This is a genomic window from Opacimonas viscosa, assembly GCF_024199005.1.
Classification (GTDB): domain Bacteria; phylum Pseudomonadota; class Gammaproteobacteria; order Enterobacterales; family Alteromonadaceae; genus Opacimonas; species Opacimonas viscosa.
Window position 1 is genome coordinate 73,130 of sequence record NZ_JANATA010000003.1, and the last position, 12,577, is coordinate 85,706.

Sequence of the window (12,577 nt, forward strand, 5' to 3'; positions counted from 1 at the left end):
ATCAAAATAATAAGGAATTTTATGCGTTACTCTCCTCTAGGTGCTTCTGGTTTGTCGGTTTCAAGAATTTGTTTAGGTACAATGACATGGGGTATACAAAATACCCAAGCCGATGCAGACTTACAGCTCAACCATGCTATCGCTACTGGAATTAACTTTTTTGATACGGCAGAGATGTACCCTGTTCCCCCAAGCGAACCTACGTACACCAAAACAGAGCAAATTATTGGCAACTGGTTGTCACGTCACCCGGATAAACGCAAAGATATGATTATTGCGACTAAGATCGCTGGTCCGGGGTTTCCCTATGTCCGGAATAATGCACCGATCACGGGAGAGAATGTAGGCTTAGCACTAGCAGGATCGTTAGAACGTTTAAACACCGATTATATTGATTTATACCAATTACATTGGCCTAATCGTATGACGCCACATTTTGGTAAGCATGCATTAAACGCAACACGGCCAACTAAGCTGGATGTTGAAGCTGAACGTGAAAATATGCGCGATATTTTGCTAGGCCTGAAACAGGCGCTGGATGAGGGTAAAATTCGGCATTGGGGTTTGTCTGATGATACGACTTGGGGGATCCATACTTATCTTAACCTTGCCCAAGAGATAGGAATGCCTGCACCAGTATCCATTCAAAATGAATTTAATTTATTACATACCAAAGATTGGCCTTTCCTCATCGAGTCTTGTGTCTGTGAAGATATTGCTTATTTGCCATGGTCCCCTTTATCGGGCGGAATGCTTTCCGGTAAATATCGCAATGGGGTCATCCCCAAGGGCAGTCGTTGGAGTTATGAGCAGCGCCATGGTCTGTTCCGCAACACCCAAGATAGTCAACGTGCCACACAAGCTTATTGTGATATCGCCCAAAAATATGATATGACACCCGCACAACTGGCTCTGGCATGGTGCGATCAAGTGGATGGTGTGACGTCTACTATAATTGGCGCGACCAGTATGTTGCAATTAGAAGAAAATATTGCGGCTTTTGCTAAGACATTATCCAAAGAGTGTTTAGACGAAGTCGCAAATGTCTTACGCCAATATCCAGCGCCATTTTAAACAGGATACAGAACATGCAAAACCGACAGTCGAAAAGACTCATGAAAACACCATTTGTGGGTGTAGTACTTGGTACAGTATTGGGAATTGTGTCGAGCTTATCACATGCCAACGATGCCAATATAAATCAGCAAAATACGCCTCAGAATCTTGCTTACTCAGGTGTCTATCCCATAGCAGATACTTTGACTTACGAAGATATATTTGGTTTAGAGTATGCCGCAAATCCGATCATTTTAAGTGATGATAAAACAGTCTTATATGAGCGCATTAGCCTAGATATTATGTCCGATTCACGTAGAAGTAATCTATGGACTGTACAAATTGACGGGAATAAGCATTTACCTTTTTTATCCAGTCAAGCTAATCATTCGAGTCCAGTTTTGTCTAAAGATGGCCAACGTTTAGCTTACTTATCTACTCATGAAGGTAGCACTCAGATCTATGTTTATGATTTTGCAAACCAAACGACAACTAGGGTAACAGATGTCGCTATGCGTCCCTCTGGTCTTGCCTTTTCACCGGATGGGAAAACGTTAGCTTTCTCTATGTTTACTCCTAAATCACCAAAACCTTTATTTAGCCTAGGCTTTAAACCCAAGGGGGCAAAATGGGCTGAACCTGCGACATATATTGAAGATACCTTATTTCAGCGTGATGGTGCAGGCATGAATAAACCTGGGAATATGCATTTGTATGTAGTCCCAGTTATCGGAGGTCAAGCACGTCAAGTCACACAAGGTGATTACGACTATTCTGGAACAGTTGCTTGGTTACCTGATAGTGAACACGTGGTGGTCTCTGCCAATATTCGGCCTGATAGCCAATTTGATGTTTTTAACAGTGATTTAGTGCGCATTAATACCAAAACGGGTACGTGGCTCCGTTTGACGGATATGACAGGGCCTGAAGCTAACCCAGTCTTGAGTCCAGATGGGCAGAAAATCGCTTTTACAGGGTTTATTGATAATGGTAAATCGAATCAAATTGCTCATTTATATGTGATGGATATTCAGGACCATTCTATAGCGCAAAACGTGCGTGATTTAACTCCAACCTTGGACCGTTCAGTTGGTGATATCCGCTGGGCTAAAGACGGTGCAGGCTTATATTTCTCGTACGACGATGATGGCAAAAAACACGTCGCTCATGTGGGATTAGATCGCAGGATTTCCAGTAAAACTGATGCGTTAGGAGGCCAGAGTTTTGGCCGTCCTTACACCTCTGGTGATTTTGCAGTTACTGCAGCAGGAGATGTAGTGTTTACCTTAGGTAATGGTGTCGCTCCTGCAGATTTAGCGGTTACTGATAAGCAAAATATACATGTACTCACCGATTTAAATAGTGATGTGCTCGCCCACAAGAAACTCTCAGCACCACAGGAGATGAAAGTAAAAAGTTCGGTAGATGGACGAGAACTGTCTGCCTGGATAGTGACACCGCCAGACTTTGATCCAAGTAAAAAGTATCCACTCATCTTGGAGATCCACGGTGGCCCTCATACTGCTTATGGTCCTGAGTTTTCGACCGAGGTACAGTTATTCGCTGCGGCAGGCTATGTGGTGGTCTATGGCAATCCTCGTGGCTCGACTTCACAAGGTACGGAATTTGCCAATTTGATTGATAAAAATTACCCCTCACAAGACTATGATGATCTGATGGATATGGTCGATGGTGTAGTGGCTAAAGGGTATATTGACCAGGATAATTTATTTGTGACTGGTGGCTCTGGTGGTGGAGTATTAACTGCGTGGATTATTGGTAAAACAGATAAGTTTAAAGCTGCAGTAGTCGCCAAACCGGTGATCAACTGGATAAGTATGATTGGTACCAGTGATATTTATACATTTATGACGAAATACTGGTTCACAGATTTACCCTGGAATGACGTTGATCAATATTGGAATCGCTCACCTTTGAAGTTGGTGGGGAATGTGACGACACCCACGATGGTGTTGACCGGAGAGCTCGACGTGCGTACTCCTATGGGAGAAAGTGAACAGTATTATGGTGCTCTTCGTTTAGAAGGTGTGGAAAGTTCTTTAGTCAGGATCCAAGGTGCATATCATGGAATTGCGGCAAAACCGTCTAATTTAGCCCGCAAAGTTGGGTATATTTTAGCTTGGTTTGACCGTTATAACAGTCAAAAGCAACCCAAAGAAAAGAAGTAAATAAGCGGACTTATTCTGGAGCGCATATTGTACAATGCCGACCAGTACGAGTGGTTCTTTTGGGAGTATAAAGAACCGCTCGATATCCCTTAGTAATTGCTCTAGATCAATAAACAATAAGTGTTGAATTGGTAGCATAATGGCTCTTTTTATTCGCTTGAGAATCTTACGTGTCCATATCTTTATCACCAGCATTAGTAAGCAAGTACAATAGCCAAGGTCCGCGTTATACCTCTTACCCTACCGCTTTAGAATTCACGCCAAATAACAGTCCCACTGCACTGGCAGACGCTTTTGCAACGGCTACGACAGATGCTTTTGCTTTGTATGTACACATCCCGTTTTGCCATGCTCTGTGTTATTACTGTGGTTGCAATAAAATTGTCACTCGTCACCAAGACAAAGCTGATCGATATTTGGATTTTCTTGCCCTCGAAATGCAAGCCACCCAAGACTTCATGACGTGTAAAACCGTTGAACAATGTCATCTCGGTGGAGGTACACCCACCTTTTTAACGATTGGACAAATGACGCGACTAGTCGCCTTGTTAAAGCAACATTATCAGTTCAGTCCTAGTTGTGAATGGAGTATTGAAATTGACCCACGCAGTGTGGACCAGGCGTATTTGACAGCTTTAAAAGCACTTGGATTCAGTCGCATTAGTTTGGGCGTACAAGATATTGACAATGCAGTACAAATATCGATTAATCGAGTGCAATCCACCGCACATGTAGCGGAGTTGATTCGTCATGCACAAAAAATTGGTTTTAGGTCAGTTAATATTGATTTAATTTATGGGTTGCCCAAACAAACACCAGAGACTTTCAAGCAAACACTGAATGCGGTTACAACATTTGCGCCAGAACGCATTTCACTGTTTAGCTATGCCCACCTACCGACACGTTTTGCTGCGCAACGCAAAATCAAGGACACGTGGTTACCAACACCGGATCAAAAAATTGCCTTGATGACGATGGCTCATCAGTACTTGCAAGCAGCCGGTTACCATATGATAGGGATGGATCATTTCGCTAAATCTCATGATACCCTTGCCATTGCACAGGCGAATAAAGTGTTACACCGGAACTTTCAGGGGTATACAACACACCAACACCTTGACATGCTAGGCTTAGGTGTTTCTGCGATAAGTTTTATTGGGGATCGATATTTACAAAATACAAAGACACTGAAGGCCTATTATGCAGCTTTATCTGCAGAGCAGTTGGCAGTAGAAAAAACGTTAAGCCTGCACAAGGATGATCACATACGTCGAGCCGTTATTATGGGGCTGATGTGTAATCTACAAGTCGATAAACAAGCGGTCGAACAGTCCTTTGGTATTGATTTTACGACGTATTTTGCAGAGGCTGAGACCTTATTAAGCCCTTTCATTAAAGATGGGTTGTTAACGCTCGACGCCCGTTGGATTAAAGTCCATCCCGCTGCAAGGTTGTTGATTAGAAGTATTGCGATGTGCTTTGATGCTTATATAGGGCTGCACAAAAATCAGCAACGTTTTTCACGAGTGATCTAACTTTTTGAGAGGCGACAGTGATGGTACATCAGGCATGGGTTTGCGAATGAGAAGGTCCCCCGCAAGCGGAACTTGCTGACGAGGGAGGAGGCGATGATGACGCTTATTGGGCTGTTCTGAATTGCTCTATCAAAGCTTGGGTTGAACTGTCCATGGCTGGATGCATCGTACCTGTTTCAATAGCATCTAAAACTTGATTACCTAGCACCTTACCTAGTTCCACACCCCATTGGTCGAAACTATTCACGCCCCAGATGACGCCTTGAACAAATACTTTATGTTCATACAGCGCAACTAAAGCACCTAACGTAAACGGATCCAATGTTTGGAAGGTAATCGTATTAGAGGGCTTATTACCTGGCATGACTTTATGCGCTGCAAGCGTATCTTTTTCAACGTCAGATAAGCCCTCAGGGAGTTCTGCACGACATTCTGCAAAGGTTTTTCCTTGCATCAGTGCTTGGGTTTGACCAAAACAGTTTGACGCTAACATCGCATGATGCGTGTTATCTTGGTTAGGGACATTTAAAGGTAAAATAAAATCGGCAGGAATAATCGTATCCCCTTGATGGATCAACTGATGGAAGGAATGTTGACCGTTCGTACCTTCAGAGCCAAAAATAATAGGACCAGTGGCATAGTCTACAGCGGTACCATCGTGTTGATTGCGTTTACCGTTAGATTCCATATCTAATTGTTGTACATACGCAGGGAAACCACGTAGATAGTGATAGTAAGGCAATAACACATGTGACTGAGCATCTTGGAAGTTGCGATACCAGACACCTAATAGACCTAAAATAGCCGGTAAGTTTTCTGCAAGAGGGGCTGTTTGGAAATGCTGATCCATCGCTTCTGCCCCCTTCAGTAGTTGTTCGAAATTAGCATAGCCGATAGCTAATGCAATCGGTAAACCAATTGCAGACCATAACGAATAACGGCCACCTACCCAGTCTTCCATGCCGATGACACGGTCTGGACTCATGCCAAATTCAACCGCTGCGGGTACGTTTGATGAGATAGCGGCAAAATGATCCGCTATCGCAGATTGTGGTGCTCCTGACGCCAAGAACCATGCCTTTGCCGTTAGGGTATTTTGTTTCGTTTCTTGGGTGCCAAAAGATTTAGACGACATGAGGACCAAGGTTGTTTCTGGGTCACGTTGTGCCAAAACATCTTGAATATGACAGCCATCAACGTTGGCGACAAAGTGTACATTGAGTTTGTGTTGATGATAAGGCAATAGGGCCTCTGACATAATTTTAGGGCCTAAAAATGAACCCCCAATACCAATACTGACGACATCTGTGATGGTTTTGCCGGTATAGCCTTTGTGCTCACCCGAGTGGAGCGCCTCAGTGAACGCTTTGATTTTAGCACGTGTTGCTTGGACATCAGGCATGATGTCTTTGCCATTAACGTAGATAGGATCAGTGCCAAAGTTACGTAAAGCGGTGTGTAACACAGCACGTTGTTCGGTATGATTAATGGGTGAGCCAGTAAACATATCAGTACGTTTTTGGGCAACATCTGCACTTTCAGCTAGTGCGATTAACTCTGCAAAAATATCATCAGAAATCGTGTTTTTAGAAAAATCGATATGTAATCCACAAGCACTTTGGGAAAAGCGTTTAACACGATCAGGATCAGTGGCAAATGCATCACGCATGTGGACATCAGCTTGTTTTGTTGCCAAAGCTTGTAGATTCTGCCACGGTTGGGTTTGGGTAATACTCATAAAATAGCCTTTTGTTAGCAATCCATTAGTTACATGACAAAGTCATGTCTGAGGCGTAGGGTAGGTATTAGTTGTTACGGGCGTTTTTTGTTTTTAGAGAAGCACCGTTTAGTTTTAGCCAGTCGGCAATCATAGTGTCGACTGGCTAGTTATACTTATAGCTTGGCTTGGAGTAACTGCTCAAGTTTAATTTGGTCTATAGTGAAATTACGAATGCCTTCGGCTAGTTTTTCAGTGGCCATGGCATCTTCGTTCATAGCCCAACGGAATTCACTTTCACTTAAACGAGAAGGCGGTGTTTGTGTCGCGCCTTTGTCACTTAATTTTACCGTTAATTCACCGTTTGTGTTGGCTAGCTCTTCCAACAGAGCAGGAGCAATAGTTAACCGATCACATCCAGCGAGTTCAATAATTTCATCTGTATTACGGAAACTTGCACCCATGACAACGGTTTGATAACCATGATCTTTATAATATTGGTAGATCTTACTCACTGATTGCACACCCGGATCTTCAGCGCCAGGAAAGGCATCTTTACCCGTTGATTTTTTGTACCAGTCCAAAATGCGACCAACAAAAGGCGAGATTAAGAAAACACCTGCTTCCGCACATGCACGAGCTTGGGCAAAGGAGAAAAGTAGCGTCAAGTTGCACTGAATACCTTCTTTTTCTAGGATTTCAGCTGCTTGGATACCTTCCCATGTTGACGCGATTTTAATTAGGATGCGGTCTTTACTGATCCCTTCATCTGCGTACATACCCACTAATTTACGTGCTTTAGCAACCGTTGCTTCAGTAGCAAAAGATAAACGAGCGTCAACTTCGGTAGAAATACGCCCAGGAATAACGCCTACGATTTCTTTACCGATCAGTACTGCTAACTTATCAGAAGCATCAGCTACTTGTTGTGCGGTATCAGAAGACTCTGTTTTTGCCCATGCTAATGCAGCACTGACCATCTCGCTATATTCTGGGATCTCAGCTGCTTTTAGCAATAAAGATGGATTCGTTGTCGCATCAACAGGTGCGTATTTTTTGATCGCTGCAATATCGCCAGTGTCAGCTACAACAGTGGTTACTTTTCTGAGTGCGGTAAGTAGGTCGCTCATCATAATCCTTTTTATCGATTGTGGTGATAGGTTTTCTTCATTTTATTTGATGAGACTATCTTGTCATACTCATCATGTGCTTCGGTTAGAGGCATTTAAGAAAACTAATTTAGAAGGTAAATATTATGCAAAAGCTTATCAATTTTTTTATGAAAAAACCATTAAACCGTGCACAAGTCTGTAATTATCTTGATAATTATTATGGTGACCAAGTTTGCATCACAAAAGATGCAGATAAAGCACAATGATGGCATTGCAAAATACCGTCACTCAGCTGTTTACAAAGACCGGGTATCGAATATGAGATTGTCTATTTTTTCCTGGCTGAGTTACGGTATACTTTACATCGATTAGAAAAACTACCCCCATAGTGCAAAGAGGTTCTTATGCTTGTTGTTGTATCTCCAGCAAAAAACTTAGACTACAAAACACCTGTAGCAACGTCAGAATATACCCAACCCCAGTTTATGCCAAAAACCCAAGAGTTGGTGGCGACTTGTAAAACACTCGCGCCAGCTGACCTTTCTAATTTAATGGGGATCAGTGATAAATTAGCGGTGTTGAACGCAGAACGCTTTTCGTCGTTTTCTCAACCATTTACACCACAGAATGCCCGCCAAGCAATGTATGCTTTTAATGGTGATGTATATGCTGGGTTAGATGCTCATAGTATGACGTCAGAAGATGTTGCATTTGCTCAAGCTCATTTACGCATTTTGTCTGGATTGTATGGGGTGTTACAACCGCTTGATTTAATGCAGCCCTACCGTTTAGAAATGGGGACCAAACTCGCTACTGAACGCGGCAAAAACTTATATGAGTTTTGGGGTGCTGATTTGACTGCAGCGTTAGATAAAGAATTGGCCGAGCAATCTCACCAAGTGCTAGTGAACCTTGCTTCCAATGAGTATTTTTCAGCAGTACAACCTAAACAGCTCCATGCTCAGGTTATAACGCCTATTTTTAAAGATGAAAAAAATGGCAAGGTTAAGATTATCAGTTTCTATGCTAAAAAAGCCCGAGGCTTGATGGCGCGCTATATCATTGATAACAAAATCACGGATCCGGCAGAACTCAGTCAGTTTTCTGTTGCAGGATACCGATTTGCAGCAGAACAAAGTTCTACAACTGAATTAGTGTTTGTGAGATTAGAAAAAGATCGTCCTTAATCGACAAACATTTCCTGTTTGAACGTTAAGTTCTCTGTGGTGTTTCCTCTCCTAATGTCCACTGAAAACGTATAGTTCTCCATGTGACGAAAGGAGAGTGGCGCCAGATAATAAATGGCCTCACCATCGATAACTCTTTTGAAGTTTAACGGTTTGGTTGTGCCAATTAGATTTCGGGCGGTACCAGAAATATCAATGCGTTGCGCGACCTTGGTGGTTTTGTCTAACACTGAGATATTGACGAGCGCATTGTATTTACTGCGAATTAAACCGTTTGCTTTGGCAATTTCTGGGGTTAAAAACGTCGTTGGAAAAACAATATAATGGACTTCCCATTGTCCTAACTCCTTTTTTTGCTCGGCACTTGCTGTAGCGCTCACTAATAGCAAACTGACGATTAATAATAGAATTCTCATACCTGCCTCAATATTTCTCAATATGGATTATAGCGTTGCGCATATCGTTTGCGAACAACGTCTACAGTGGACCTATAAAATCTTGGAGTAACAATTGTATGAATTGCAGAGCAATGATTGCAATTAATACTGATAAATCTAGGCCACCTAATGGCGGTATTACTTTACGAATAGGTGCTAACAGCGGCTCTGTCAGTTGGGCTATCACTAGTTCAAAGGGGTTGCCACCTTGGGATACCCAGCTGAGAATGGCCCGTAGGATCAACATCCAAAAAACTAACGATAAGAACTGTTTGAGTAGTGTAATGCTCCCTATGATAAGGACGGCCAGTGGATTAAACGGACCATTTGAGAATAGGGTGGAAATGATAGCAATTTTAGCGATGGCAACGACCAAGGCCAATATCAATGTGGCCGTATCGAGTTTGCCTAGTGCAGGGATAACACGACGCAATGGAGCCACCACGGGTTGGGTCGCTTTTACAACAAACTGTGAAAAAGGATTGTAAAAATCAGCTCTGACATATTGTAACCAGAGACGCAGAAGCACGACCATGAGGTAGAGGTTAAATAGTGTGTCGATTAAAAAATAAGAAGAACTCATAAAATCCCTAAAAGTAAAAATTAAATATTCGCTTGCATTTCGCGGGCACGGTCTACGGCCGCTTGCATGGCATCAGCTATAATATCGGCTAGATTGGCTGTATGAAAACTGGCAATCGCTGCAGCTGTGGTACCGCCTTTAGATGTCACGTTAGATCTAAGTGTAGCAAAGTCTGTGTCAGGGTTCTCTAATAACATTTTACCCGCACCAGCGAGTGCTTGCGCTACGAGTAATTTAGCATCTTGTTCTGTCAGACCTAACTCTTGGGTTTTTGTTTGCATCGCTTCAGCAAACATAAACAGATAAGCCGGAGAGGAGCCTGCCGCCGCGATGACAGTATTGATGTCATCTTCATGGGTAACCCAAAGTGTTTCACCGACCTGTTTTAGGCAATATTCTGCACAAATGCGTAAGTCGGTAGAGGTATTATTTTGCGCATATAAACCGGTCATCCCCATACCGATTGCTGAGGGAGTATTCGGCATAGTACGAACGACTTGCACTGGCGCATCTAACATTTCTTGAATACGCGCAACACTAACCCCAGCGGCGATAGAAATATAAGATTTATCTTGTTTGCTCTCTGGTAAAGCCGCACACATATCAGCCAATATTTGTGGTTTAACCGCTAGTACAATGGTTTCCGCAAAATCTAAAGCCGCAGCATTATCTGTTGCCGTCATAATCCCTAAATCATTCGCCAAAACGTCTAATTTTTCTTGTGAGGGGTTCGTTGCCATTAACATATTGGCAGGATAACCTGCTTTCACCATGCCACGAATAATGGCAGACGTCATATTACCAGCACCAATAAAAGCGATGTTCTCATGGGTAAATTGCGTACTGTGCGGTGTTGTTCCTGCGCTTACTTGTGACATGGTATAACCTATTTTGTTGCAGCAAAACTCCCCAAGATGGGCTCATTGAGAGCTTGAGCTAATTCTAAACGTGATAATAAGCGAAGGAATAGCGGATTTCCATCTATTTCCTTGCGCTACCTCGCTCCAAAAATACCAGTTCCGACCCTTACCATAGTAGAGCCTGATGCAACCGCTAGTTCTAAATCACTACTCATTCCCATAGATAAAGTGTCAACGCTAGGATAGTGAGTTTGTAAGTCTGTGAACATATCATGCAGAGCTGCAAAGGTCGCGGCTAACTCAGGTTCAGATTGGCTCGCCTTGGGGATGGCCATCAGTCCTCGCAGGTTTAGATTGGGCAATTCTGCAATAATTTGGGCCGCGCTACTGACTTCTTCAGGAGCAAAACCTGATTTGGTCTCTTCCATGTTGATGTTCACTTGGATACACACATTTAACGCTGGTAAAGCTTCTGGGCGTTGAGCGCTGAGACGTTTTGCTATTTTTAACCGGTCAATGCTGTGACACCAAGAAAAATTTTTTGCAACGAAAGCACTCTTATTTGACTGAATTGGGCCGATAAAATGCCATACAAGATCAGATAAGTGGGCCAATTCTTCTGTTTTCGCCACACCCTCTTGGACATAGTTTTCACCGAAGTGGCGTTGCCCCGCTGTATACGCAAGCATGATATCTGATACCGGTTTTGTTTTAGAAACAGCTAATAATTGTATATCACTAGCTGGTCTTTGAGCTAGTTCTGCAGCTTTTGCAATGGCTGACAAAGTGGCTTGTAAACGCTCTGCTATAGTATTTGGCATGGCTCAATTTTTCTGTAAGTTAAAAGGGTAAAAAATGGATATTACCGAATTATTAGCGTTTAGTGTAACGAATAACGCATCTGATTTACACTTATCTTCAGGCTTACCGCCGATGATTCGAGTGGACGGTGAAATGCGTCGACTGAATGTACCTGAATTAGACGATAAAGCCGTCCAAGCACTCATTTATGAAATCATGAATGACATGCAACGCAAAGAATACGAAGAAAACCTTGAAGTCGATTTTTCTTTTGAAATAAAAGATTTATCGCGCTTTAGGGTCAATGCATTTATGCAAAATCGTGGCCCTGCAGCGGTATTGAGAACCATTCCAAGCAAAGTACTGACTTTGGATGAGTTAGGTGCCCCCGCTATTTTTAAAGATATTATCAACCAACCCACCGGTATCGTCTTGATTACTGGTGCAACGGGATCTGGTAAATCCACGACGCTTGCCGCCATGATTGATCACATCAATACACACAAACGTGAGCATATACTGACGATTGAAGATCCGATTGAATTTGTCCATCAAAATAAACTGTGTTTAATGAATCAGCGCGAAGTGCATCGTGATACAAAGAGCTTCTCTGCTGCACTGCGGTCGGCACTGAGAGAAGATCCTGATGTGATTTTAGTGGGCGAGTTACGCGATTTAGAAACCATCCGTTTAGCGATATCAGCTGCTGAAACTGGGCATTTAGTATTTGGTACGTTGCATACAAACTCAGCACCTAAAACGATTGATAGAATTATTGATGTGTTCCCTGCGGAAGAAAAATCAATGGTGCGGTCAATGTTATCCGAAAGCCTACGGGCGGTAATTTCGCAAAACCTGTTAAAGAAAGTTGGTGGTGGTCGTGTAGCAGCACATGAGATTATGGTAGGTGTACCCGCTATCAGAAACTTGATTAGAGAAGACAAAGTGCCGCAGATGTACTCGGTGATTCAGACTGGACAAAACTACGGTATGCAAACCATGGAGCAGTGCTTACAACGCTTAGTCGCCCAGGGCCTAGTGTCTCAACAGGATGCAGATATGTTATCTCCTGATAAGAAAAATGCCGTTAATTTTTAAGT

11 protein-coding genes are annotated in these 12,577 nt (G+C 42.9%); 5 read left to right on the top strand and 6 right to left on the bottom strand.

Annotated elements, in window-relative coordinates; genetic code table 11:
• Nucleotides 1–21: 21 nt before the first annotated feature.
• The 3 genes from NLF92_RS03095 (at nucleotide 22) to hemN (ending at nucleotide 4,780) form a co-directional block, all read left to right on the top strand.
• Nucleotides 22–1,074 (top strand): aldo/keto reductase, encoded by a 1,053-nt coding sequence (locus tag NLF92_RS03095; protein ID WP_254098772.1) that lies wholly within the window; start codon nucleotides 22–24, stop codon nucleotides 1,072–1,074.
• A gap of 14 nt (nucleotides 1,075–1,088) precedes the next feature.
• The gene (locus NLF92_RS03100) at nucleotides 1,089–3,245 is read left to right on the top strand and encodes a S9 family peptidase (RefSeq protein WP_254098774.1); all 2,157 of its coding nucleotides are present in this window, start codon (nucleotides 1,089–1,091) and stop codon (nucleotides 3,243–3,245) included.
• 170 nt (nucleotides 3,246–3,415) lie between these two features.
• The gene (gene hemN / locus NLF92_RS03105; RefSeq protein WP_254098776.1) at nucleotides 3,416–4,780 is read left to right on the top strand and encodes an oxygen-independent coproporphyrinogen III oxidase; all 1,365 of its coding nucleotides are present in this window, start codon (nucleotides 3,416–3,418) and stop codon (nucleotides 4,778–4,780) included.
• Nucleotides 4,781–4,883: 103 nt separating this feature from the next.
• On the opposite strand, the gene pgi is transcribed toward hemN, so the two are convergent.
• Both pgi and tal read right to left on the bottom strand, forming a co-directional pair.
• Nucleotides 4,884–6,518 carry a glucose-6-phosphate isomerase gene (gene pgi / locus NLF92_RS03110; RefSeq protein ID WP_254098778.1) on the bottom strand — a complete coding sequence of 545 codons (1,635 nt, stop codon included), beginning with the start codon at nucleotides 6,516–6,518 and terminating at the stop codon, nucleotides 4,884–4,886.
• 155 nt (nucleotides 6,519–6,673) lie between these two features.
• Nucleotides 6,674–7,627 carry a transaldolase gene (tal, locus tag NLF92_RS03115; RefSeq protein ID WP_254098780.1) on the bottom strand — a complete coding sequence of 318 codons (954 nt, stop codon included), beginning with the start codon at nucleotides 7,625–7,627 and terminating at the stop codon, nucleotides 6,674–6,676.
• 386 nt (nucleotides 7,628–8,013) lie between these two features.
• On the opposite strand from tal, the gene yaaA reads away from it, so the two are divergent.
• A complete protein-coding gene (yaaA, locus tag NLF92_RS03120) occupies nucleotides 8,014–8,796 on the top strand; it encodes a peroxide stress protein YaaA (RefSeq protein WP_254098782.1) in 783 nt (260 codons plus the stop codon).
• Here yaaA and NLF92_RS03125 read toward each other — a convergent pair.
• From NLF92_RS03125 to NLF92_RS03140, 4 genes are all read right to left on the bottom strand, one after another.
• On the bottom strand, nucleotides 8,793–9,212 hold the full coding sequence (locus NLF92_RS03125) for a DUF4426 domain-containing protein (protein WP_254098784.1): 420 nt from the start codon (nucleotides 9,210–9,212) through the stop codon (nucleotides 8,793–8,795). The two genes, yaaA and NLF92_RS03125, sit on opposite strands and share 4 nt — an antisense overlap.
• A 61-nt stretch (nucleotides 9,213–9,273) precedes the next feature.
• Nucleotides 9,274–9,816: a YggT family protein gene (locus tag NLF92_RS03130; RefSeq protein WP_254098786.1), complete on the bottom strand. Its 543-nt coding sequence runs from the start codon at nucleotides 9,814–9,816 to the stop codon at nucleotides 9,274–9,276.
• Nucleotides 9,817–9,836: 20 nt separating this feature from the next.
• A complete protein-coding gene (proC, locus tag NLF92_RS03135) occupies nucleotides 9,837–10,694 on the bottom strand; it encodes a pyrroline-5-carboxylate reductase (RefSeq protein ID WP_254098788.1) in 858 nt (285 codons plus the stop codon).
• 116 nt (nucleotides 10,695–10,810) lie between these two features.
• Nucleotides 10,811–11,497, bottom strand: a complete 687-nt coding sequence (locus NLF92_RS03140) for a YggS family pyridoxal phosphate-dependent enzyme (protein ID WP_254098790.1) — start codon at nucleotides 11,495–11,497, stop codon at nucleotides 10,811–10,813.
• A 34-nt stretch (nucleotides 11,498–11,531) separates the two neighbouring features.
• Here NLF92_RS03140 and NLF92_RS03145 point away from each other — a divergent pair, with 34 nt between their 5' ends.
• A complete protein-coding gene (locus tag NLF92_RS03145; RefSeq protein ID WP_254098792.1) occupies nucleotides 11,532–12,575 on the top strand; it encodes a type IV pilus twitching motility protein PilT in 1,044 nt (347 codons plus the stop codon).
• The last annotated feature ends 2 nt before the right edge of the window (nucleotides 12,576–12,577 follow it).

Coding starts and splice junctions, on each gene's coding strand:
- NLF92_RS03130 (WP_254098786.1), bottom strand. CDS start 9,816: ATGAGTTCTTCTTATTTTTTAATCGACACACTATTTAACCTCTACCTC.
- pgi (WP_254098778.1), bottom strand. CDS start 6,518: ATGAGTATTACCCAAACCCAACCGTGGCAGAATCTACAAGCTTTGGCA.
- proC (WP_254098788.1), bottom strand. CDS start 10,694: ATGTCACAAGTAAGCGCAGGAACAACACCGCACAGTACGCAATTTACC.
- NLF92_RS03145 (WP_254098792.1), top strand. CDS start 11,532: ATGGATATTACCGAATTATTAGCGTTTAGTGTAACGAATAACGCATCT.
- NLF92_RS03095 (WP_254098772.1), top strand. CDS start 22: ATGCGTTACTCTCCTCTAGGTGCTTCTGGTTTGTCGGTTTCAAGAATT.
- NLF92_RS03125 (WP_254098784.1), bottom strand. CDS start 9,212: ATGAGAATTCTATTATTAATCGTCAGTTTGCTATTAGTGAGCGCTACA.
- NLF92_RS03100 (WP_254098774.1), top strand. CDS start 1,089: ATGCAAAACCGACAGTCGAAAAGACTCATGAAAACACCATTTGTGGGT.
- NLF92_RS03140 (WP_254098790.1), bottom strand. CDS start 11,497: ATGCCAAATACTATAGCAGAGCGTTTACAAGCCACTTTGTCAGCCATT.
- yaaA (WP_254098782.1), top strand. CDS start 8,014: ATGCTTGTTGTTGTATCTCCAGCAAAAAACTTAGACTACAAAACACCT.
- tal (WP_254098780.1), bottom strand. CDS start 7,627: ATGAGCGACCTACTTACCGCACTCAGAAAAGTAACCACTGTTGTAGCT.